Consider the following 20692-nt stretch of genomic DNA (forward strand, 5'->3'; position numbering starts at 1 on the left):
CGAACTCGCGGATCAGAATTGATGCTTGATACGCACAGGCTTGCCTGCCTGCACATGCACAGTCTGCCGGAATTCCGGTGCATCCGCGTTACGAATGGTGATCGTGTGCTCACCTTCGGGCAAATTCAACTGATTGAGTGGCGGCGCCACACCAGCCGAACGGCCATCCACCCACACTTCTCCCCAAGGGCTGATGGCCAGTTTGACCACACCTTTGGCATCCACCGCTGCGGGGGATGGCGCACTCGCAGGCGCGGCAACACTGGCCGCCGGCACCGACTCCAGCGCCACAGACGGCATCTTCGGCGCAGGTGCCAAGCCCGCCGAGGCTGATGCAACCGTCGAGGGCACCGATTGCGCCACCGCAACAGGCACCGGATCGACCGCACGATGGCTCCAGGCCTGCCAGGCCATCCAGCTACCACCGACCAGCGCGGCCACCCAACCAAAGGCAGCGACATACCAGAGGCCCGACCGCGACGATGCGGACATGGGCGAGGCAGGCGCATCTCTCAATGCCGACTCGCCCTCAGCGCTGTCCAGCCACGCACGCAACTCACCCGAGAGACGTCGGGCCGAGCGCGTGCGCTGATCCACATCGCGATGCATGGCACGCGCCACAATCTCGGACAAAGTGCGGGGCACCGCCGGATTCACTTCGTGCGCCAGCGGAACCGGTTTGATCAACACCGCATCAGCGATCTCTTCCAGGCTGTTGCCCGTGAAAGCACGACGCCCCACCAGCAACTCAAACAACACGACACCCAAGGCGTACACATCCACCCGACGATCGACGGGACGGTACTGCACCTGCTCCGGGGCCATGTAATAAGGCGATCCGCCCACGATTTCCTGGAAGCGGCTTTGCGGGTCATCGCGGTTCGCCAGTGACTCTGCCTGACGAATGCGAGCAATACCGAAATCCAGCACACGCGGCTGTGTCCGACTCACCATGAAAATGTTGGCCGGCTTGATGTCTCGGTGAATGACGCCTTTGTGATGCGCATAGGACAGCGCATCTGCCACGCGCCGCACAATCAGCGCGGCCTGCGCGGGCGTGGGCTTCCACCCCATCGCCAGAAGCTGGCGCAGATCCTTGCCGCGCAGCATTTCCATGGCGATGTAGGCCGTGCCCTGCTCGGTCATGCCCGCGTCATACATCGTGACGATGTGCGGATGATTCAGGCTACCCGCCGCCTTGGCTTCGTTCAAGAACAGCGCATTGAACTGTTCACGGTCTTGCGCCGTGACATCCACATGCAGCGTCTTGATGGCAATCAGTCTGGACAGCAGCGGATCATGGGCCGCGTAAACCGTCCCCAATCCGCCTTCGCCAATCACATACTTCAGCGCATAACGGCCAATGTGCCCCATCGTGGGCATGGCCTCCGGGCGCAACTTCTTGAGGTCTGCGGCCTCAGGCTCGGGAAGAGGACGTGTCTCTGCCACGGTATCCGGATCGTCAATCGCCAAACGACGCTCAGCCTCTTCATCGTAAGGCTGCGTTTCTCCCGGCAATGTAGGACGCGACGACACGAATCAACAACCCTTTATGGCCAGATCTCAGCGTGAGCCAGGACGAGCCGCTTTGACTTCGTCAGGGCGCAGATTGGGAGCCAGGTGGTCCAGCACGCCGTTGACGTATTTGTGTCCGTCGGTCCCACCGAAGCTCTTGGCCAGCTCAACGGCCTCATTGATGGCGACCTTGTAAGGCACATCCAGGCAATGGGTCAGTTCGTACGCGCCGATCCAGAGCACGGCGTGCTCAACGGGTGAGAGTTCTTCGACGGGACGATCAAGGAACTTGAGCAATGTTGCATCCAGTTGCGAACGCTGCTCGATGCAGCCGTGCAGCAAACCGTCGTACAGCACGCGGTCACACTTGGCGAAATCATCCTGCTCGCGGATGTGTGCATCGACCGCACCGGGATCACGCGGGTTGATCTGCCATTCATACAGGCCTTGCAAAGCAAACTCGCGTGCACGGCGACGTGGCGATTTGGCGCGGTCACGAGGGCCGGGGCCCGTCTTGCGTGCAGGACGGCCTTGCAGGGGGGCGGATTGGGGGGTGTCAGCGGCGTCGGTCACAGCAGGTCATCCAGCAGATTGGCCATCTCGACGGCAACACGAGCCGCATCGCGACTCTTTTCTTCCACACGCGCTTGCGCCTGTGCGTCGTTCTCGACGGTCAGGATGGCATTGGCAATCGGCACATGGTGGTCCAGGCTGACACGGGTGACACCCGCGCCGCTTTCGTTGGACACCAGTTCGAAGTGATAGGTCTCGCCACGGATGATGCAGCCCAGCGCGACCAGCGCGTCGAAACGCTCGCTGTCGGCCATGGCTTGCAGGGCAACCGGCACCTCCAGGGCGCCCGGCACGGTCACGTGCTGAATGTGAGATGGGTTCACGCCCAACGCCACCAACTCTTCCTTGCACAGCTCGGCCATGCGGGAAGTCAGTTCATCGTTGAAGCGGGCTTGCACGATCCCGACACGCAAATCGTGTCCATCGAGTCGTGCAGCTTGTCCTTTGTCAGCGCCTTGCATAGTGCGTCATCCAGAAAAAGAGCGATCAATCAAATCAAAAGAGCAATGGGGCGGCTAACGCCGTCCGCCCTGCGGATCAGTGTGGCGGGTCGAGCAAGTCGCCGGCTGCCGTCAGGAAACCGGTGACTTCCAGGCCATAGCCCACCATACTGGGCATGCGCTGCTGGTTGCCCATCAGGCGCATGCGTTGCACACCCAAGGTGCGCAGAATTTGAGCCCCGACCCCGTAGGTACGCAAGTCCAGAGGCTGCTTGGCGGCTTGTTGCGGCACCGCAGGCAGCATGCGCTCCAGCAGGCGCTCGGCTTCGTCGCCTGCGTTCAGCAGCACCAGCACGCCGCGGCCGGCTTCGCGCACAGCGGCCAGCGCCTTGGGCAAGGCCCAAGAGTGACTGCGGTTGCCGGCATCCAGCCAGTCCATCACCGACAAAGGCTCATGCACACGCACCAGCACCTCGTCAGCCGGAGTCCACTCCCCCAGGCTCAAGGCCAAATGCAGCGCGCCAGTACGGTCACGGAACACGTTGGCATTGAACGGGCCCTCGGGGGTTTCCATCGTGCGCTGTCCCACGCGCTCGATGAGGGATTCGTTGCGGCTGCGATACTGGATCAGATCCGCGATGGTGCCGATCTTCAGACCGTGCTCCTTGGCGAAAATTTCCAGATCCGGCAGACGCGCCATCGTGCCGTCGTCGTTCATGATCTCGCAGATCACGGCCGACGGCGTCAGCCCCGCCATGCGGGCCATGTCGCACCCGGCTTCAGTATGACCTGCGCGCATCAACACGCCGCCATCCTGCGCTTGCAGGGGGAAGATGTGACCAGGCTGCACCAGATCTTCCGGCTTGGCATCGCGAGCCACAGCAGCCTGCACCGTGCGGGCACGGTCGGCGGCAGAGATCCCCGTGGTCACGCCCGTGGTCGCCTCGATCGACACAGTGAACGCCGTGCCGTGCTTGGTGCCATTGCGGGTCGCCATCGGTGGCAACTGCAAGGTCTCGCAGCGCTCACGCGTCAGCGTCAGACAGATCAGGCCACGACCAAACTTGGCCATGAAGTTGATGGCTTCCGGCGTGACGTGGTCAGACGCCAGGACAAGATCGCCCTCGTTTTCGCGGTCTTCTTCATCCACCAGGATGACCATGCGACCGGCAGCGAGTTCGGCAATCAGCTCGGGAATGGGAGAGATGGGCATCCTCACATTGTAGGCGGGCCGGGCACCAGTTTGGCGCCAGCCCGGTCAGGCGCCCCTCAGAAATCAGGCCTAATCTTCCCGATTTGGCCTGTTTCACACGGTGAGCAACGCCCCTCAGGCACCCAGCTTGCCGTCGGCGCGCAACATGCGCTCCACATAACGCGCAATGAGGTCCACCTCCAGGTTCACCTTCGCGCCGGCCTTCAGGTCACCCAAAGCGGTGTTCTCGATGGTGTGCGGGATCAGGTTGATGCTGAACACACAGCTACCGTTGGCGTCATCTGCCACGCTGTTGACCGTCAGGCTGGCACCATTGACCGTGACAGAGCCCTTGTACGCCAGGAAGCGCGACAGGGTCTGCGGGGCACGGATCTGGAGCAGCCAGGACTCGCCCACTGGCTCGAACACCACGACTTCACCCACATCATCGACGTGACCGGTGACGATGTGGCCGCCCAAACGGTCGTGTGAACGCAGGGCTTGCTCCATGTTGACGCGCCCCGTGCGGTCCAACCCCACCGTGCGTGCGAGGCTTTCCGCCGACACGTCGATGGTGAAACGGCCTGCGGCCGCATCGAAGCTGGTCACGGTCATGCAGGCGCCATTGATGGCAATGCTGTCGCCCAAGCCCACACCATCCAGATAGCCTGCAGGGGTTTGCAAGGTCAGACGACGACCATGGCTGGCGTCCGAGCCCAGGGGTTGGGAATCCACGATCTGGCCTACGCCAGTGATGATGCCGGTGAACATGTGTACAAACCTGTATCGAAAAGAAGAACGAACGTCAGAATTGATCGCGCCCGTCCGGTCGGGCGATGATACGCAGGTCCTCGCCCACTTGCTCGACCGAGTGGAATCGCAAGGTCAGCGCATCGGCCACGCGGGCCAGGGGCGACAGGGTCGCCAAACCGCGCCCTGGGCCGATGAGTTTCGGGGCCACGTACAGCAGGTATTCGTCGACCCACCCCCCCTCAATCAGCGCAGCATTCAGCCGAGCCCCGGCCTCCACGTGCAACTCGTTGACCCCACGGTGCACCAGATCGGCCATCGCCGCTCCCAAGTCCACATGTTGCCCCGAGGCGTCTGCCGGCAAGGTGTGAACCGAGGCCCCCATGGCCAGCAGGGCGTGCCGCTGCGCCGCGGCATCGCGCCCAGCCTCGTCGGCCAAGCCGTACACCAGGGCCTCACCCGGTGTTTGCAGCAAGCGCGCCTGGGGCGGCAAGCGCCAGTGTGAATCCAGCACCACCCGCAAGGGCTGACGCGCCACGTCGATCACCCGAACATCCAGGCGGGGGTCATCATCCAAGGCGGTGCCGATGCCCGTGAGCACCGCCCCGGCCCGCGCGCGCCAACGCTGACCGTCCGCCCGAGCGGCATCGCCGGTGATCCATTGGCTGTCGCCGTTGTCGAGCGCGGTGCGACCATCAAGGGACCCCGCGATCTTCATGCGCACCCATGGCCGCTGACGCACCATGCGCGACAGGAAACCCATGTTGAGTTCGCGCATCGCCACCGCTTGCGGATGCTGCGGCGACAAGGTCTCGACCTGGATGCCGGCTTCGCGCAGTCGCGCCACGCCCTGCCCCGACACCAAGGGATTCGGATCCATCAGGACCACGACCACGCGCGCCACTTGGGCGCGCACCAAGGCATCGGCACAAGGCGGCGTGCGCCCATGGTGCGAGCAGGGTTCAAGTGACACATAAGCCGTTGCGCCGACCGTACTGAGCCCGCGCGCCTGCGCATCACGCAGCGCCATGACCTCGGCATGCGGTCCACCGGCCCGCTGCGTGTGACCTTCGCCAATCACCTGCCCATCCGGCCCCACCAACACACAGCCCACACGGGGATTGGGATCTGACAGCCCCACGGCCTGGCGCGCCAACGCCACGGCGCGGCTGATATGCACATCACGTTCCATCACGGTTTCAACACCCAATCCTTGCTCTGAACCATCCCCCGGCGGGGCGTGACGATTTTGACGCAGGCCCATCATTCCTTTGGGGGAAACCTGCACACAAGCCACAACGACCGCACAACAATGCGCGCCCATGATGACAACTCATGGAAAACAGCGCCAGCGAGGGTGGACCTTGGTGGAGTTGCTGTGCACACTCGGCATCCTGGCCATTGTGGCCGCACTTGCCACGCCGCCCTTGCACCGCTGGGTGGCCCGGCACACGGTGGCCCTTCAGGCCAGCGCACTCACATCGGCATTGCGGCTGGCACGATCAGAAGCCATCCGACGAGGTCAACGGGTGAGCCTTTGTGCGGCAGTCGGCACCCCCGACGCACCCCGCTGCCAGACCCGCACCCGAGACTGGTCCCAAGGCTGGCTGGTGTTTGTCGACGAAGGCGCCACCCCTCGTCAATGGGATGAGGGCGAACGATTGATTGCCGTTCAAGACGGGCAGGGAGGCGTGACCATCACCCTCCCCTCCAACCAAGCCAGCGTGAGCTTCACGGCCAGCGGACTGGCTTTGGCCGACAACAGCAGCTTTGATGTCTCCCCCACGATGGCTGAGGCTGCGGCGGCACAGTGCGTGCGCGTGGCCACGTCCGGACGAATCCGGCTTCAGGAGGCACCATGCGCCAGCTGAACCGAGGCGGCAGCCTGATCGAAGCTTTGGTGTCGACCGTGTTGCTGTCGATGGGCGCGGTCGGGATGCTGGGCATGCAAGGACGCGCCCTGGCATATGGGCATGACAGCCAATCGGCCATTGCCGCCACGCTGCTGGCACAAGACCTGGTGGCACGCATCCGCGCCAATCCGCCCGAAGACCTGTCCCACAGCCCTTATCTGAACCCCGATGCGGGATTGGCCGATGCAGCCGACCACATCACCTGCCAGCACGCCGACACCCACTGCACACACGCCCAACTGGCCGCTGCCGATCTGCGCCAATGGCTCAAGGCCCTGCAGCAACATGTCAGCGACGGGACACCCCAAGTGCAACTGCATGCCGAGGGCATTGATGTGTGGATTGCATGGCAAGGCAGCGACAGCAATGGCTCGCCCGGCGTGGCGTGTCCACCAGGCCACACCCTGCCCGCAGGGGCGCAATGCATCCACCTGCAAAGCCCATGGTGAGCTGACATGCGCGCAGCCAGCATCCTCCATCGAGCCCGGCACCAGCAAGGCATGACCCTGCCTGAATTGATGATCGGACTGGCTTTGGGGCTGCTCATCAGCGCCGCGGCCCTGGGCTTGCTGTGGGGCAGCGAACGTACACAGCGCACCGCACGCGCATTGGCGCAAATGAGCGAAGACGCCAGCTTGGCCCACCAGATCCTGCGCCACCACCTGTCGCTTGCGGGCTGGCAGATGCCTGCCGACGAAAGCCTCGGCTCACGACCCATGGCACTGTTCGCCTGCCAAGGCGGGGTCAGCGCCGACACCGAGGCCGCACCGATGAGCGAGTGGCATTGCCTCGACACGAGCGGCCCCGACGCCTTGATCGTGCGCTACGAAGCCGACCTCCACAACACGCTGCCCACCGTCGACCGCGAACCCACAGACTGCCTGGGGCACCACGTCGACCCAGCTCCCACCGACACGCCAGACGCCCGCTCCCGCACCTGGGTCGACAACCGCTTCGCGGTCAAGGCCGGTGCCTTGCGCTGCAAAGGCCCTGGTCTGGGCCCCGCGCAGCCGATGCTGGACAACATTCTGGACATGAAGATTCAACTGGGATTGAGCGCAGCACCCGCCGCCTCATCAGGTCCTGCACGAGTGGCGCATTACCTGTCTCCACACGACATGGGCCCCGTCGGCGATGCCCGCTGGCAGCGGGTGCGTGCCGTTCGCATCTGCCTGCTGATTCGCAGCCTCACCCCGCTCACCGAGGCACCGACCACCTACCAGGACTGTGAAGGCCACACGCAAACCGCACCCACGACACACCTGTATCGCACCTACACCCAAACCACGCTGCTTCCCAATGTCGCGCCATGACAGCCCCAAACTCCAACGTCCACACGCATCGACCGCGAACACCGCCCTCGGTACAGGGCATCAGCCTCGTGGTGGTGCTCGTGGTACTGGCCCTGCTCAGCCTGGGCGCTGCCAGCATGATGCGCCAGGCCATCGAAGGTGACCTCGTCAGCCAGCACATCCGCATGGAAAGCCTGGCGCACGCGGCAGCCGAACAAGCCCTGCGCCACTGCGAAACGGCAGCGATGAGCAGTCCGGCTCGCATGACCCCAATCCCGCCCTCCAGCACCCCGACATGGCAAACGATGGCGCATTGGTTGCCCAGTCACCCAGCCTATCGGGCGCACACGGTTGAGGTCACAGCCCCTACTGCCCCGCCACCGCAATGCATGGCGCAATGGACGATCAACGCATCGCAACCCTTGCTGTGGATCACCGCGCGCGGCTTCAGCCCCGATTACGTCGCCAGCCGAACCGGCCACACCGACCGCGGCACCGTGGTGTGGCTCCAGACCGTCTGGCGCGTGCCGACAGCTCACACCGCTGAAGCCCCCACCAGCCCCGACGGCACATCCTCGCCGACCGAGCCACCCGCGCCGACTGCCGCCACCGAGGCGCCCTCGGCAGCCAGTGCCATACGCATCCACGAATCGGTGACGCTCCCTTCAGAGGCAGAACCCGCAGATGCACCAGATACCTCTGCCACCCCAACGCCACGCCCGCAAAGACTGGCCTGGCGCGTGCTGATCAACCCGCCTCGCCCATGACTTTGCCAACCTCACCAGCCCGCACACACCGTCAGGGCTGGACCTTGCCCGAAGTACTGGTCACGCTCACCCTGGTGGGCATCCTGTCTGCCTTGGCTTACCCGAGCTATGCGCGCCATCTGGCACGGGGCCATCGCGTGGAAGCGCAACGTGCCCTGCTCGAAGCGGCGCATCACCTGCTGCGCCTGCACGCCATGCAACATCGACTGGATGACTCGCGCGGCGGGGAGGCCATCAGCCTGCCCGCCACCTTGCGCCAGACACCCGCTCATGGAGATGCTGTGTATCGACTGCGCGTCGCGCGCATCAGCGCGCACTCCTTCAACATCGAAGCCGTACCCGAGGTCTCTGGCCCCATGCGCAATGATCCTTGCGGCACCCTCGCCGTGGATGAACTGCTGCGCCTGCGACACACAGGCGCGGCCGCGGCCAGCCTGTGCGCCCGCTAGCGCGAACCATCAGTCTTCTTCGCCCGCAGCGTCTTTGGTCGAACGCTTGGTGCCCGTTTCCTTGATGGCTGCCACAAACTCGCTGACATCATCAAAGCTGCGATACACCGAAGCGAAGCGCACATAGGCAACCTTGTCGAGCTTACGCAGTTCGCGCATCACCCACTCCCCCAACTGGGTCGAGTTGACTTCTTTCTCACCGCACTGGCGCAGTTTGGCTTCGATGGCCTCCAGCGCACTTTCCAGCGCTTCCGCGCTCACGGGCCGCTTGCGCAAGGCAATCATCAACGAGCCCTTGAGCTTGGCGCGGTCGTAGTCCGTACGGCGCCCGTCCCGCTTGACGATGGCGGGCATGTCGATTTCGGCGCGCTCGTAGGTGGTGAAACGCTTGTCACACCCATGGCACTTGCGACGACGGCGGATCGAATCTCCCTCGTCTGAGTCACGGGTTTCCACAACCTGGGTCTCCAGGTGTCCACAAAACGGACAGCGCATGGCGTCGGTACTTTCTGTCTGTAACTTGTAAAAAACCCGGCAAGGACCAAAGGCCCCGGCCGGGTTCATCGCATCGCTAAAGCGAAAGCGTCAATCAGCGATACACAGGGAACTGACGGGTCAGTTCAGCCACTTGCGAGCGTACGCGGGCGATGACAGCCTCGTCCTGAGGATTGTCCAGCACGTCAGCGATCAGGTTGGCCACCAGCACCGCTTGCTCTTCCTTGAAGCCGCGGGTGGTCATGGCGGGCGAACCCAGACGGATGCCCGACGTCACGAAAGGCTTCTGCGGGTCGTTGGGGATGCCGTTCTTGTTGCAGGTGATGTGCGCCTGACCCAGGATGGCTTCCGCTTCCTTACCGGTCAGGTTCTTCGGACGCAGGTCCACCAGCATCACGTGGCTTTCGGTACGGCCCGACACGATGCGCAGACCACGCTGGGTCAGCGTGTCAGCCAGGGCAGCAGCGTTCTTCACGACTTGCTGTTGGTAAGCCTTGAATTCAGCCGATGCCGCTTCCTTGAACGCCACGGCCTTACCAGCGATGACGTGCATCAGTGGACCACCCTGAATGCCAGGGAAGATGGCCGAATTGATCTTCTTGGCGATTTCTTCGCCGCGCATCAGGATGATGCCGCCACGAGGACCACGCAGGCTCTTGTGGGTGGTCGACGTGACCACGTCAGCGTGTGGCACGGGGTTGGGGTACACACCCGCAGCGATCAGACCGGCGTAGTGGGCCATGTCGACCATGAAGTAGGCGCCGACTTCCTTGGCGATCTTGCCAAAACGTTCGAAGTCAATGCGCAGCGCGAAGGCCGACGCACCAGCAATGATCAGCTTGGGCTTGTGCTCGCGAGCCAGCGCTTCCATCTTGTCGTAGTCGATGTCTTCGGCGGCGTTCAGACCGTAGGACACCACGTTGAACCACTTGCCAGACATGTTCAGCGGCATGCCGTGGGTCAAGTGACCACCTTCAGCCAGGCTCAGACCCATGATGGTGTCGCCAGGTTGCAGCAGACCAAAGAACACAGCCTGGTTGGCTTGCGAACCGGAATTAGGCTGAACGTTGGCGTATTCGGCACCGAACAGGGCCTTCAGGCGATCGATGGCCAGTTGCTCGACCACGTCGACGTTTTCGCAACCACCGTAGTAACGCTTGCCAGGATAGCCTTCAGCGTACTTGTTGGTCAGTTGGGAGCCTTGGGCCTCCATCACGGCCGGCGAGGTGTAGTTTTCAGAAGCGATCAGCTCGATGTGATCTTCCTGACGCTGGTTCTCAGCCTGGATGGCTGCAAACAGCTCGGGGTCAACGTTGGCAATGGTATGTTGGGCTCGGTCAAACATGACTTGGCAGTCCTCTTCAAGGTTGAAGTCCCGCAACACTGATTTCATCAATCAGGTGTGAGGGCTGCCCAGGCGAACGGCTGACTCAGCCCAGGCATTGGAAGCCCCTAGGGCTGGCCGCGCTTCCCGGTGGTTCACCACCTCAGGCATCGCTTCTCTGAACAGAAAAGCTATGCCATGTATCGCCAGTCGCGCAGCAGAAAGAATTGTAGCGGACTGGCCCGTTTTCGCGCCAGTCACGCTTTCAGACAAACAGGATCAAGGCGCCAGCAGCGCCACGTGCTCCACTTGGCGGGTGCTGGGGGCAGAGGGACCACCCTCGGGCTGATGCGCCTCGGGGGTGCCATGTGCGCCGTGCTGTGCTTCCGCATCCAGCTCTGCACCGCGCGACTGCACCAGTGCCTGAATCGGCGTGGCTTGCGGCAAAGGCGAGTTCACAGCGACCTTCTGGCCAGCTGCGACCTGACGCAAAAAGGCGCGCTCGGCCAGGACCTTGGCACCATAGCCCCCGTCGTCGGCCATGTTGGCTGCGCCGACATAGGCTTTCAGTCCACCTTCCAGGCTGCCCGCACGACGGATGCAATCCTTGAGCACCTGAGCGCCTACACGCAAGTTCGTCACGGGGTCAAACGCCGCCGCCATGCCACCAAAGATCTGGTACTTGTCATGGTGAACACGGGTCATCACCTGCATCAGGCCTTGGGCACCCACATGGCTTTGCGCGAAGGGATTGAAACCCGACTCCACCGCCATCACGGCCAGCACCAAGGTGGGCTCCACGCCCACGCGACGGCCCACGTCCCACGCCTCTTGAACCAAGCGGCTCACGGGCTCCGGGGCCACGCTGTAGCGACGCGCCAGCCAGTACGCCACATTCGCCTGCTGACGGTTCAGGTCAGCCGGGTTGGCGGCTGTGGCGCGCTGGATCGCATCCGGCTCCGCCATGGCCAGCAAGACTTCATCCGGCTCTTGACCATCTGCAGACGCCTGCGCGCCTGCGCGAACCGCAGCACGCTCGGTCAACCAGCTCAACACACGGGTCTCCAGGCCGTGGCGCACGTCCACGCGCCCTGCCAGGAACACCACAGCCACGACCGCCACCAGGCCCAACATGGCCAAAGCGTTGTGGCTGACACGGCGCATGCCCGTCAACACGTCTTGCAAAAAAAGTGACACCACCCCGCGCCAAGTCATGCGCTGACTGGGTCGGGCCCTTACAGAGTTCGACACTTCTGTCGATTTCGCGGCGACCGATTGGCCATCCGCTGCACGAACACACGCTGTCATGGTTCTCCTTTCCTCGCCATCGCCCTCCTCACCGTCTGGCTGGACCAGGCCAGCGCGACAACTCCGAAAGCGGCAGTGATAATGGCCCCGGCAAAACAATGGTGCGCGCCGTGCAAAAGCGATCGCACCACCACGACATGACCCGTCTACATCAACAGGCCGAATAAAACGCCAGGGCTGGCAGCGTTGCGCCTCTTAGATGAGGCACAAGGGGAAACCCGGTAAAAAAATGTGACCGGGTCCAACGAGGGCGGATTCTAGGCAAGCCTGTAATAACCAGTCAAGCATAAAGACTTTAAGTCTTATAACTTCAGAAGATGAAATACCGTGATTTGCGGGACTTCGTGTCCGGCTTGGAAAAGCAAGGAGAGTTGCGGCGCGTGGCAACTCCGGTCTCCGTTCACCTCGAGATGACCGCACTCAGCGACAAGATCCTGCGGGCGGGCGGCCCCGCGCTGTGGTTCGAACAACCCACCGGGGCGACTGGCACCAACCCGCCCAAGCGTTACAACTATCCGGTGCTGGCCAACCTGTTCGGTACGCCACGGCGCGTGGCCATGGGCATGGGCGCCAGCGATGTCAGTGAGTTGCGCGACATCGGGCACATCCTGGCCAGCCTGAAAGAACCCGAGCCCCCCCGCGGCCTGAAAGACACCGGCAAGTTGCTGCAAATGGCCAAGGCGCTGTGGGACATGAAGCCCAGCACCAGCCGCAGCGCCCCCTGCCAGGCAGAAATCCGCCGAGGCTGTGAGGTCGACCTCACCGAGCTTCCCATCCAACATTGCTGGCCAGATGACGCGGCCCCCCTGCTGACCTGGGGTTTGGTGGTGACTCGGGGGCCTCAAAGCGTGCCCAACCCGCGCCGCCGACAGAACCTGGGCATCTACCGCCAACAACTCATCAGCAAAAACCAGCTGATCATGCGTTGGCTGGCACATCGCGGTGGCGCACTGGACTTCCGGGAGTTCGCACTGGCCAATCCCGGCAAGCCTTTCCCGATTGCGGTCGCCTTGGGCGCCGACCCCGCCACCATCTTGGGCGCGGTCACCCCAGTCCCCGACTCCTTGAGTGAATACCAGTTTGCCGGTTTGCTGCGCGGCAGCCGCACCGAGGTGGTCAACACCGCCGTGGGCGAAGACGACCAATACCTGCAGGTTCCCGCCAGCGCCGAGTTCGTACTGGAAGGCCATATTCCCACCGCGCCCGCCGGTTTCAAGGGCGTGAGTGAGCACGGCGTGCCACTCATGGAGCGCGGCGGCTACCTGCACGCCCTCGAAGGCCCGTTTGGCGACCACACCGGTTACTACAACGAACAAGACTGGTTCCCGGTGTTCGAAGTCAGCCGACTCACCAACCGGCACAACCCGGTGTACCACTCTACGTACACCGGCAAACCGCCTGACGAGCCGGCCGTACTGGGCGTGGCACTCAATGAGGTCTTCGTCCCCATCCTGCAAAAGCAGTTCCCCGAGATCGTGGACTTCTACCTGCCGCCGGAAGGGTGCAGCTACCGCATGGCCATCATCAGCATGAAAAAGGCCTACGCGGGACACGCCAAGCGCTTGATGTTCGGCCTGTGGAGCTTCTTGCGTCAGTTCATGTACACGAAGTTCATCGTCATCGTGGACGACGACGTCAACATCCGGGACTGGCAAGAAGTGATCTGGGCGATCACCACACGGATGGACCCGGTGCGCGACACCACGCTGGTCGACAACACGCCCATCGACTACCTGGACTTCGCATCACCCATCAGTGGCCTGGGCGGCAAAATGGGGCTGGATGCCACCAACAAGTGGCCCGGCGAAACCACCCGGGAATGGGGACGCACCATCACCATGCCCGCCGACGTGGAGCAGCGCGTCGAGGCGCTGGTGGGCAGCATCCTCGGTCCGACAGGAAAGTGAGCAATATGCCCGCAAGGTCGCTCACAACCGTGTAACAGCCCTTGCGTGGCAGCCGCCCATCCCCTAATCTGGAGACACCTGCCAAGCAGGTACATCAAAGGGACGCAGTCTCCTGCGTCTTGGGAAGTGGTGGACTTTCCCCTCTACCCTTTCCTCGGACGGCCCGCGCGCCGCTCCAACCCCCGGCTTAGCCCGGGGGTTTTCGTTTTCAGCTTCCCACAACCCATCCCAGCCACTCCTTGAGGGCCAGGTGCACGCGCGCCATGCCTTCTGCAGAGGGCAACCAGTCCAAGCCCGGACGCTCCGTGCGCCGCCAAAAGCCCATCGGGGCATCGGTCACCTTGATGACCGGCCACTCTGGGTGAGCCACCGCAGCCGTCTGCACCGCCTCGACAAAAGCACGATGCGCACGGCGCATGTGATAGGCCTCGGTCACCACCACGACTTCCGCCACGCCCTGCTGCGCCAGCATGGCCACGGTCAAGGCCGCATTACCGCGCGTATCGCTGGAATGCGGTTCAACCCACTTCATCGGCACACCGTAGACCTGATCAGCAATGCGCGCCGCCACTTCAGCTTCAGCCGGACCGGGGTTGCCGCCAACCTGAGCCCACCCAATGCCGCCGCTGGCCCCCAAGGGCAAGCCGGTGCGTCGACTCAGCCACACACCGTATCGCAGACGCTGGGCCGCTGGCGCCGTCAAATCGGACACGCCATACTCGTAAGAGATCGGCTCGCGCCCCGCGCCCAACACAATGATGGCGGCCTGCGGCGCAGCACCTGCGACCGCCCCTGCACGCGTGGATTTGCGGCCGTTGTTCGAACCTCGCCCCGCCTGCTCCAATCTCTCCAGTGCTTCGCCCCGCAAGGCCTCAGGCGGCTTCAACACAAACTGCTGCAACCACACAGCCGTGACCTGGGCTGACGAGAACCAAAGCCCCGTCAAGCCCAACAGCACAAACAGATACCCCAAACCTCGTCGCGGCAAGATCAGTCGAGCCCCCACCAAGGTCAGCAGAATGAAGGGGACGGGCGGCAAAGCCAGCGCCGTCAAAAGGGGCTTGTAGATGGCCCAATCCGTCATGGACACTTCTCCTGCAATCTTGAAGACGCCCTCAGTCTAAGCACAAGCTGCACACCCATGGAAACAAACTGCTCACAGGCCACCGCGACACGTCACGAACTCGCCACGCTGGCGGGGGGGTGTTTTTGGTGCATGGAGGCCGTGTTCAGTCAACTGAAGGGCGTGCTGGAGGTGGCATCTGGCTACAGCAACGGCCACCACCCGCACCCCACTTATGAAGACGTGTGCAGCGGCGAAACAGGGCACGCAGAAGTCGTGCAAATCACTTTTGATCCGGCTGTCATCCGCTTTACAGACTTGCTCGCCGTGTTTTTCGAGACGCATGACCCGACCACACTGAATCGACAAGGGCATGACGTCGGCACCCAATACCGGTCGGGCATTTACACCCACTCTCCCGAGCAAGCCGAACAGGCCAGAGGCGTCATCCAACGCTTGACCGATTCAGGCGCGTTCGCCGCACCGATCGTGACGGAGGTTCATCCCGTCACCAACTATCACCCGGCAGAAGCCTTTCACGCCCGCTACGCCGAACGCAACCCTCATCAAGGCTATTGCGTGTATGTGGTCGCGCCGAAGGTGGCCCATTTTCGGCAACGCTTCGGCAACTGGCTCCAGGACGCCTGAGTGGATTCAGGGAGCCAAACGCTGCGTCAGCCACGTGCCATCTGCTTGCAGACGGTATTCGATCCGGTCATGCAAACGCGAGGGGCGCCCTTGCCAGAACTCCCAACGGTCCGGGATGAGGCGGAACCCACCCCAATGCGCGGGACGAGAAGGGTTGTCACCCAGACTGGCCTGCTGCGCCTTCCACGCCTCTTCCAGCACTTCCCGGTTGGGCAACACGGCGCTTTGCTGAGAAGCCCACGCACCAATGCGTGACCCCAAGGGGCGGCTTTGGTAATACTCGTCTGACTCGGCGTCGCTGACCCGCTCCACCCGACCTTCAATGCGCACCATGCGCTCCAGCTCGCCCCAGAAGAATTGCATCGCGGCATAGGGGTTGGCTGCCAGATCTTGCCCCTTTCGGCTCTGGTAATTCGTGAACCAGACCAGACCGCGCTCATCAGCCCCCTTGAGGAGCAGCACACGCGTCGAAGGCCGCCCCTGCGCATCGGCCGTTGCCAGCGTCATGGCATTGGGCTCCAGCACCTTGGCGTGCATGGCGGCATCAAACCAATGGTGGAACTGCTCCAGCGGCTCGGAACGCACATGCGCCTCGTCCAGTTCAGCCCGCTCATAGCTTTTGCGCATTTGCGCGAGATCGTGAGGTGTTTTGTTCATAGTTTGAGTATCAATCGGCTTCATTCACACCCAAAATGACCCGGATCAAACCTTGTCTCGGGTATGCACCTAAGTGATGGTGCGGTGGTGCGGCGCAACAAAACAAGTCACAGTTTGTAGCACAGCCAGAGACAGCCAACATGTCTACCTTGCCCACGCTCATTATCCTTGCCGACCCATGCAGTTGGCCAAGGAAACATGCTGCGCTGCCTCCCGAGGGCATCCACCAGCATGAACCACACTCACGCCACGATTCGGTGCCCGCCATCGAGATGGTGCGCTGCGGTATGTCCACCGGCATGCACGTGATGCTGGTCGGACCAACCAGCATCACCACCCATGCGCAGACCAGTCTTCCCCCTGATCAGTTGATCACATTGCCCGGCATGTGGAGCAACGACTACACGTCGCAGGACATCCTGGTTCAGGGCCTGAGCGCAGCTGTGTTGGCCAGCGCCAATGCACCGGCCTGGATTCTGCTGCCCGCCGACATGCCGCAACCGCAGCACACCACACTGACGCAGTTGGCCGATGCCGTGATGCACCAACATCCGATTGCCCACACGGAGTACCGCTGCCAGAGGGGGCGCCCGGTGGGCTTCTCATCGGAATTCTTCTCTGAACTGATCAGCTTGCGCGGGGAGCGCGACCTGCATCGACTGCAAGCCCGCTACCCATCCAAAGCCGTTGTGGTGAGCGATCCGGGGGTCGTGATGTCGCTCGAAGTTCATGCCCCATTGGGTGCACCCGCCCATCTCAAAGCGGCGGAGGCAACCCGTTAAACAACGCCCCGTAATATCCCTGATGGCGCCCCGTTAAAACCCGGCCCCGGATTACCCTGAAATTGGTTTATTTCCCGACAAACAAGGCAACTTAACCCCGCAGCTGAGGGAGGCGCCAAAACCGGTGGGCAAGCACCATAACTCCTGTCACATGTTCGCTTTGCACACCGCAAGCACAACCCCTGAGGAGTCACTGATGCGCATCCTGTCCATGCCCAAAGTCACCATCGTCGCTGCCATGCTGGCCGCAGCTTGCAGCTCTGCAAACGCCCTGACGATCCCCACCAACGCTCTGGAAGCCAACTCCGTTCAGGTCTTCTCCAAGGCAGCCCTGAACTCTTACAAGTTGTTTGGCATCTCGATCAAGCCCATGGGGAACGCCACCGCCGTCGCCGGCACCACCGATTCGTTCAACCTGCCCGTGACCAGCATCACCGTGGGCCTGAGCGGTGGCATCCAGATTCAAAAGGGTGACGCCAAGGGCTCCGCATTGGAGATCTCTCGCGTCGACCCAGAAACCGGCGACAAGAAGGGCCTGACTGTGGCCAACTTCACCATCGACTACCTGAAGCAACAAGTGCTGGCTGACACCACCCCGATCGGCGGCACCACCAAGTCTCAGGCCCCCCTGTACTCTTTTGAAATGCTGTCGCCACTGAGCGTGAAGTACCAATTCCCATTGACCATCACAGCCAAGGAACAACTGGGTAACCTGCGCATCATCGACGTTGAAGGCACTGTGGATGCCTTGGGCATCGACCCAGACCTGGGCGCCGCCGTGATTCCGGCGATTGATTTCGGCGTGATCAACATCGACATCGGTGTGAAGTTCCGCAGCAAGCCTGTATCGACCAAGCCTTACGTGCCTGCAATCTAAGCACTCGACCACAATGAATCCAGACTGATCAACAGCGATCAGTCACATTCCTCTGACGCCTTGGCACGCCAAGGCGTCTTTTTTTCGTTCATGCGTGTGAGAGCCCACGGCGATCATCACTGCCAGGCAACGCCATGACAATGCATTCAAGTCACATTGCACCCATGACGACTTGATGCCCCCGCGCTCAAACAGCAACATCGCCCCTTGACCTGCTCCACCAAGCCATCATCCAGAAATGTTTGGCGTGAAAAAGCCGAGCAGGTCACGCGGTTTTGTGAGCTCAGATCAATCAAAAAAAATGGCTGCACAACGTGCAGCCATTTCAAAAGACTGGTGACTCAGAACATGAGCCATTCATCAGAAGGATCGACTAACAGACAACATCAAAAGGGTATTGTCAAGCGTTGTCTTTTGCTTGCGCACAAAGGTTCCCAGCGTCCCGTTTCCACCCTTCGTCGCTTTATACGCAGCCAAGTCCTGGATCAACTCTGTGGTCAACCCTTTGTCAAAAACCGTCGCGGCATTGGCGGGAAGACCGTTATCAGCCAAGGCAACACTCAAGTTCAACTGAGCAGATGACTTGGCATTTTGCTCACCAATCACCTTGATTGCATTGACCGTCTGCGCACCATAGTCAGAACTCACCAAAGAGTCAGATGTGATCATGGTGTTGCGCGTCACCAGCGTGGCCTCGGTTTTCAGGCGAATCTTCCCAATCGATACACCGAACTGCCACCCCGAATCATTTTGATCACCGGCGCTCAAACCAAGCATCGGTCCGATACCCAACGCATTCTTGATGGATACGGAAGTCTTGCCGCCTTGATAATCATTGAAGAAATTGGTTGTCTTGGAATCGAAGAAGACTGCATACATGGCAGCGACCCCGGCGTAAGGTCGCACCAACCAATCCCTGCTACCGAAGTTGTAGCCAAATTTGACGATCGGCGGGATCATCTTCGTTTGAATGAGCGCTTGTCCATCCAGTGACAACGGTGACGTCCCGCCCGCGCGCGTTCCCGCACCATAGACTGTCGCTCGCACTGGAGCACCCAACACCAAAGCCTCAACGGCCCACTTGTTTGCATCGTCCAAGTAATAACCCAGACTCAAAGCAACCGTGCTCGATGGATCACCGGCTTTCGCCAAAATGCCTTTGGGCGACCCCAAGCCATCGTTGATATTGGCATTGCCATTGGCATAGTCACCTTGAATGGCTGCCGTCAGACCAGGAATCACCTGGGAGCCATAGGCGTTGATTTTTGCGTCAAGCGCCAACACCTTGGCAAGACTTGCCCCAGACACCGGGCCACCGCCCCCCGCAGCGATGATCGCGTCAATCTGACCACTCAGATAGCCCAGCATGCTGTTGCTGCTTACAGGCGCGCCGTCAAGGTAGTTTTGGTAATCGGCAGCACTGCCCAGATCACGCAAACTGACGACCGGCCCTGTGATGTCTCGCGGCCCCTCGGATTTGGTCGTGGTTTTCGTACTGATGGCCTGCAGACTCCAGAACATCCGACTCCGGACTGCAGAACTCATGTTCAACTGCAGACCACCGTCGGCCGATGAACCTGCCACACTGGGCAACGAAGCTGCCACCAACAATGCACAAACGGATACGCGCGATGTCGCACGCATCAACTTTGAGGCCGACATAAAAATCCTCGCAATAGACTCAGCACACTCAAGAAAAAGCCGCTTCGGTCAACGAAGCGGCTTTGTTCAAATCAACTCATTCAGTTGACCTGACTCACACGTGGTTTACTTGGCAGCGCGGCGACGAGCCACAGCACCAATACCCACCAGACCCAATGCCATCAGGGCATAGGTAGAAGGCTCAGGCACAGCAGGAGCCGACACCTTGGTGACGGTCAGCGCAGAGTTGATGTTGCCGAAGTTTTTGGCAGCAGCGCTCAAGGCCGAGGAACCCAGCGTATCCAGATCCAGGGCAGTGCTGATGGCGTCAAACGCTGCGGTGGTGATGGACAGGCCGTTCAATGTGGTGTTGGTCGTGCCAACCGTGAACTGTGTGCTGCCCACGACTGGTGCGAAGGTTGTGTTCACACCGCCCACTTTGGCTGTGTAACCGGCCACGTCAAACAGCTTCTGACCCAGGAAGCTCACTGTGGTACCGGCATCGCTCTTGCCGGTGATGTTGCCGTAGATTTCAGCACCGGTACCCGCAGCGTTGAAGCGCACATCCAGTTCACCCACTTGCACCCAACCGCCGAAAGACACACCATCCACGGCACCCGCAACTTGCTTGGCACCACCGGAGGTGATCACGCGGCTCACCTTGCCTGTGACGTCGTCATAGGTGATCGAGGTGATTGGCGCAGAAATGACCAACGCAGTGTAGGCACCCACAGAGCCGGTGATCGTGCCGGTCGCATCGCCGTAAGTCGATGCAGCCACTTGCCCGGTATTCAGAGCCGAACGCAGCAGGTTCGAAAAGGTCAACGCGCCCGAACCCGACACCACATACTGGTCACCTGCAGTCTGAACGTTGTCAATCGTGACCGACGCAGCGCTGGCAGCACCAGCGGCAACGAAAGCAGCCGCGACCACGATGCTCTTGATTGCGAATTTCATGTCTTTCTCCACTTGAAAGCGGCCCTTTGAGTTTTCTCTGCTGTCTGAAGGCATCCGCGTATTCCTTCGACGTGCACAGACTTTTTTGTTTGTCTGTTCGGTCAAAGAATATCGAGGCCACCTACCGGTCACAACAGCGCCG

The 20692-nt window shown here is 61.6% G+C and carries 22 protein-coding genes and 1 riboswitch; of the genes, 9 read left to right on the plus strand and 13 right to left on the minus strand.

Going from position 1 to position 20692, the window contains the following annotated elements:
• Positions 1 to 12: 12 nt before the first annotated feature.
• From ACMV18_RS11110 to ribD, 6 genes are all read right to left on the minus strand, one after another.
• Entirely contained in the window at positions 13 to 1536 is a 1524-nt protein-coding gene (locus ACMV18_RS11110) for a serine/threonine-protein kinase (protein WP_420817894.1), read from the minus strand.
• 27 nt (positions 1537 to 1563) lie between these two features.
• On the minus strand, positions 1564 to 2088 hold the full coding sequence (gene nusB / locus ACMV18_RS11115) for a transcription antitermination factor NusB (protein ID WP_374255955.1): 525 nt from the start codon (positions 2086 to 2088) through the stop codon (positions 1564 to 1566).
• The gene (ribH, locus tag ACMV18_RS11120; protein WP_374255954.1) at positions 2085 to 2549 is read right to left on the minus strand and encodes a 6,7-dimethyl-8-ribityllumazine synthase; all 465 of its coding nucleotides are present in this window, start codon (positions 2547 to 2549) and stop codon (positions 2085 to 2087) included. The genes nusB and ribH overlap by 4 nt, the downstream gene beginning before the upstream one ends.
• 76 nt (positions 2550 to 2625) lie before the next feature.
• Complete coding sequence (gene ribBA, locus ACMV18_RS11125) at positions 2626 to 3741, minus strand: bifunctional 3,4-dihydroxy-2-butanone-4-phosphate synthase/GTP cyclohydrolase II (RefSeq protein ID WP_420817895.1); 1116 nt, start codon at positions 3739 to 3741, stop codon at positions 2626 to 2628.
• 114 nt (positions 3742 to 3855) lie between these two features.
• Complete coding sequence (locus ACMV18_RS11130) at positions 3856 to 4491, minus strand: riboflavin synthase (RefSeq protein ID WP_420817896.1); 636 nt, start codon at positions 4489 to 4491, stop codon at positions 3856 to 3858.
• 34 nt (positions 4492 to 4525) lie between these two features.
• On the minus strand, positions 4526 to 5662 hold the full coding sequence (ribD, locus tag ACMV18_RS11135) for a bifunctional diaminohydroxyphosphoribosylaminopyrimidine deaminase/5-amino-6-(5-phosphoribosylamino)uracil reductase RibD (RefSeq protein WP_420817897.1): 1137 nt from the start codon (positions 5660 to 5662) through the stop codon (positions 4526 to 4528).
• 130 nt (positions 5663 to 5792) lie between these two features.
• Between ribD and ACMV18_RS11140 the strand changes: the two genes are divergently transcribed.
• Genes ACMV18_RS11140 through ACMV18_RS11160 form a run of 5 tightly spaced genes read left to right on the plus strand, consistent with a single transcriptional unit; the run spans position 5793 to position 8891 of the window.
• The gene (locus ACMV18_RS11140; protein WP_420817898.1) at positions 5793 to 6341 is read left to right on the plus strand and encodes a GspH/FimT family pseudopilin; all 549 of its coding nucleotides are present in this window, start codon (positions 5793 to 5795) and stop codon (positions 6339 to 6341) included.
• A complete protein-coding gene (gene pilV, locus ACMV18_RS11145) occupies positions 6329 to 6832 on the plus strand; it encodes a type IV pilus modification protein PilV (protein ID WP_420817899.1) in 504 nt (167 codons plus the stop codon). The genes ACMV18_RS11140 and pilV overlap by 13 nt, the downstream gene beginning before the upstream one ends.
• 6 nt (positions 6833 to 6838) lie before the next feature.
• Complete coding sequence (locus ACMV18_RS11150) at positions 6839 to 7696, plus strand: PilW family protein (RefSeq protein WP_420817900.1); 858 nt, start codon at positions 6839 to 6841, stop codon at positions 7694 to 7696.
• Entirely contained in the window at positions 7693 to 8442 is a 750-nt protein-coding gene (locus tag ACMV18_RS11155) for a hypothetical protein (RefSeq protein WP_420817901.1), read from the plus strand. Before ACMV18_RS11150 ends, ACMV18_RS11155 begins: the two co-directional genes overlap by 4 nt.
• Complete coding sequence (locus tag ACMV18_RS11160; protein WP_420817902.1) at positions 8439 to 8891, plus strand: type IV pilin protein; 453 nt, start codon at positions 8439 to 8441, stop codon at positions 8889 to 8891. The genes ACMV18_RS11155 and ACMV18_RS11160 overlap by 4 nt, the downstream gene beginning before the upstream one ends.
• Before the next feature lie 9 nt (positions 8892 to 8900).
• Here ACMV18_RS11160 and nrdR read toward each other — a convergent pair whose 3' ends face one another.
• The 3 genes from nrdR to ACMV18_RS11175 all read right to left on the minus strand — a co-directional run bounded on the left by nrdR (position 8901) and on the right by ACMV18_RS11175 (position 11925).
• The gene (gene nrdR / locus ACMV18_RS11165; protein ID WP_374255942.1) at positions 8901 to 9386 is read right to left on the minus strand and encodes a transcriptional regulator NrdR; all 486 of its coding nucleotides are present in this window, start codon (positions 9384 to 9386) and stop codon (positions 8901 to 8903) included.
• Between the two features lie 94 nt (positions 9387 to 9480).
• Positions 9481 to 10731 (minus strand): serine hydroxymethyltransferase, encoded by a 1251-nt coding sequence (gene glyA / locus ACMV18_RS11170; RefSeq protein ID WP_420817903.1) that lies wholly within the window; start codon positions 10729 to 10731, stop codon positions 9481 to 9483.
• Between the two features lie 59 nt (positions 10732 to 10790).
• Positions 10791 to 10934: riboswitch (ZMP/ZTP riboswitch) on the minus strand.
• A 55-nt stretch (positions 10935 to 10989) separates the two neighbouring features.
• A complete protein-coding gene (locus ACMV18_RS11175) occupies positions 10990 to 11925 on the minus strand; it encodes a lytic transglycosylase domain-containing protein (protein WP_420817904.1) in 936 nt (311 codons plus the stop codon).
• 410 nt (positions 11926 to 12335) lie between these two features.
• Between ACMV18_RS11175 and ACMV18_RS11180 the strand changes: the two genes are divergently transcribed.
• On the plus strand, positions 12336 to 13925 hold the full coding sequence (locus ACMV18_RS11180) for a UbiD family decarboxylase (protein ID WP_420817905.1): 1590 nt from the start codon (positions 12336 to 12338) through the stop codon (positions 13923 to 13925).
• Positions 13926 to 14133: 208 nt separating this feature from the next.
• Here ACMV18_RS11180 and ACMV18_RS11185 read toward each other — a convergent pair whose 3' ends face one another.
• A complete protein-coding gene (locus ACMV18_RS11185; protein WP_420817906.1) occupies positions 14134 to 15009 on the minus strand; it encodes a YdcF family protein in 876 nt (291 codons plus the stop codon).
• A 57-nt stretch (positions 15010 to 15066) separates the two neighbouring features.
• Between ACMV18_RS11185 and msrA the strand changes: the two genes are divergently transcribed.
• Positions 15067 to 15636, plus strand: coding sequence for a peptide-methionine (S)-S-oxide reductase MsrA (msrA, locus tag ACMV18_RS11190; protein WP_420817907.1), 570 nt, complete (start codon positions 15067 to 15069; stop codon positions 15634 to 15636).
• A 6-nt stretch (positions 15637 to 15642) separates the two neighbouring features.
• On the opposite strand, the gene pdxH is transcribed toward msrA, so the two are convergent.
• A complete protein-coding gene (gene pdxH / locus ACMV18_RS11195; RefSeq protein ID WP_420817908.1) occupies positions 15643 to 16293 on the minus strand; it encodes a pyridoxamine 5'-phosphate oxidase in 651 nt (216 codons plus the stop codon).
• A 287-nt stretch (positions 16294 to 16580) separates the two neighbouring features.
• On the opposite strand from pdxH, the gene ACMV18_RS11200 reads away from it, so the two are divergent.
• Both ACMV18_RS11200 and ACMV18_RS11205 read left to right on the plus strand, forming a co-directional pair.
• Positions 16581 to 17075 carry an NTP transferase domain-containing protein gene (locus tag ACMV18_RS11200; RefSeq protein ID WP_420817909.1) on the plus strand — a complete coding sequence of 165 codons (495 nt, stop codon included), beginning with the start codon at positions 16581 to 16583 and terminating at the stop codon, positions 17073 to 17075.
• Positions 17076 to 17271: 196 nt separating this feature from the next.
• Entirely contained in the window at positions 17272 to 17952 is a 681-nt protein-coding gene (locus ACMV18_RS11205) for a hypothetical protein (protein WP_420817910.1), read from the plus strand.
• Positions 17953 to 18312: 360 nt separating this feature from the next.
• Here the strand turns inward: ACMV18_RS11205 and ACMV18_RS11210 are convergent, their stop codons facing one another.
• Together ACMV18_RS11210 and ACMV18_RS11215 are read right to left on the minus strand one after the other, a co-directional pair.
• On the minus strand, positions 18313 to 19614 hold the full coding sequence (locus ACMV18_RS11210) for an OmpW family outer membrane protein (protein ID WP_420817911.1): 1302 nt from the start codon (positions 19612 to 19614) through the stop codon (positions 18313 to 18315).
• 105 nt (positions 19615 to 19719) lie between these two features.
• Positions 19720 to 20550, minus strand: coding sequence for a PEP-CTERM sorting domain-containing protein (locus ACMV18_RS11215; protein ID WP_420817912.1), 831 nt, complete (start codon positions 20548 to 20550; stop codon positions 19720 to 19722).
• Positions 20551 to 20692: the final 142 nt, after the last annotated feature.

The sequence above is a fragment of the Aquabacterium sp. genome (assembly GCF_048860245.1).
Lineage (GTDB): Bacteria > Pseudomonadota > Gammaproteobacteria > Burkholderiales > Burkholderiaceae_C > Aquabacterium.

What these genes read in the sequence shown, in the direction of transcription:
- pdxH (WP_420817908.1), bottom strand. Translation starts at nt 16,293, where the DNA reads ATGAACAAAACACCTCACGATCTCGCGCAAATGCGCAAAAGCTATGAG.
- ACMV18_RS11150 (WP_420817900.1), top strand. Translation starts at nt 6,839, where the DNA reads ATGCGCGCAGCCAGCATCCTCCATCGAGCCCGGCACCAGCAAGGCATG.
- ACMV18_RS11130 (WP_420817896.1), bottom strand. Translation starts at nt 4,491, where the DNA reads ATGTTCACCGGCATCATCACTGGCGTAGGCCAGATCGTGGATTCCCAA.
- ribH (WP_374255954.1), bottom strand. Translation starts at nt 2,549, where the DNA reads ATGCAAGGCGCTGACAAAGGACAAGCTGCACGACTCGATGGACACGAT.
- ACMV18_RS11210 (WP_420817911.1), bottom strand. Translation starts at nt 19,614, where the DNA reads ATGTCGGCCTCAAAGTTGATGCGTGCGACATCGCGCGTATCCGTTTGT.
- ACMV18_RS11160 (WP_420817902.1), top strand. Translation starts at nt 8,439, where the DNA reads ATGACTTTGCCAACCTCACCAGCCCGCACACACCGTCAGGGCTGGACC.
- nrdR (WP_374255942.1), bottom strand. Translation starts at nt 9,386, where the DNA reads ATGCGCTGTCCGTTTTGTGGACACCTGGAGACCCAGGTTGTGGAAACC.
- ribD (WP_420817897.1), bottom strand. Translation starts at nt 5,662, where the DNA reads ATGGAACGTGATGTGCATATCAGCCGCGCCGTGGCGTTGGCGCGCCAG.
- glyA (WP_420817903.1), bottom strand. Translation starts at nt 10,731, where the DNA reads ATGTTTGACCGAGCCCAACATACCATTGCCAACGTTGACCCCGAGCTG.
- ACMV18_RS11185 (WP_420817906.1), bottom strand. Translation starts at nt 15,009, where the DNA reads ATGACGGATTGGGCCATCTACAAGCCCCTTTTGACGGCGCTGGCTTTG.
- pilV (WP_420817899.1), top strand. Translation starts at nt 6,329, where the DNA reads ATGCGCCAGCTGAACCGAGGCGGCAGCCTGATCGAAGCTTTGGTGTCG.
- ACMV18_RS11180 (WP_420817905.1), top strand. Translation starts at nt 12,336, where the DNA reads ATGAAATACCGTGATTTGCGGGACTTCGTGTCCGGCTTGGAAAAGCAA.
- ACMV18_RS11200 (WP_420817909.1), top strand. Translation starts at nt 16,581, where the DNA reads ATGTCCACCGGCATGCACGTGATGCTGGTCGGACCAACCAGCATCACC.
- msrA (WP_420817907.1), top strand. Translation starts at nt 15,067, where the DNA reads ATGGAAACAAACTGCTCACAGGCCACCGCGACACGTCACGAACTCGCC.
- ACMV18_RS11215 (WP_420817912.1), bottom strand. Translation starts at nt 20,550, where the DNA reads ATGAAATTCGCAATCAAGAGCATCGTGGTCGCGGCTGCTTTCGTTGCC.
- ribBA (WP_420817895.1), bottom strand. Translation starts at nt 3,741, where the DNA reads ATGCCCATCTCTCCCATTCCCGAGCTGATTGCCGAACTCGCTGCCGGT.
- ACMV18_RS11205 (WP_420817910.1), top strand. Translation starts at nt 17,272, where the DNA reads ATGCGCATCCTGTCCATGCCCAAAGTCACCATCGTCGCTGCCATGCTG.
- ACMV18_RS11175 (WP_420817904.1), bottom strand. Translation starts at nt 11,925, where the DNA reads ATGACTTGGCGCGGGGTGGTGTCACTTTTTTTGCAAGACGTGTTGACG.
- ACMV18_RS11140 (WP_420817898.1), top strand. Translation starts at nt 5,793, where the DNA reads ATGATGACAACTCATGGAAAACAGCGCCAGCGAGGGTGGACCTTGGTG.
- ACMV18_RS11155 (WP_420817901.1), top strand. Translation starts at nt 7,693, where the DNA reads ATGACAGCCCCAAACTCCAACGTCCACACGCATCGACCGCGAACACCG.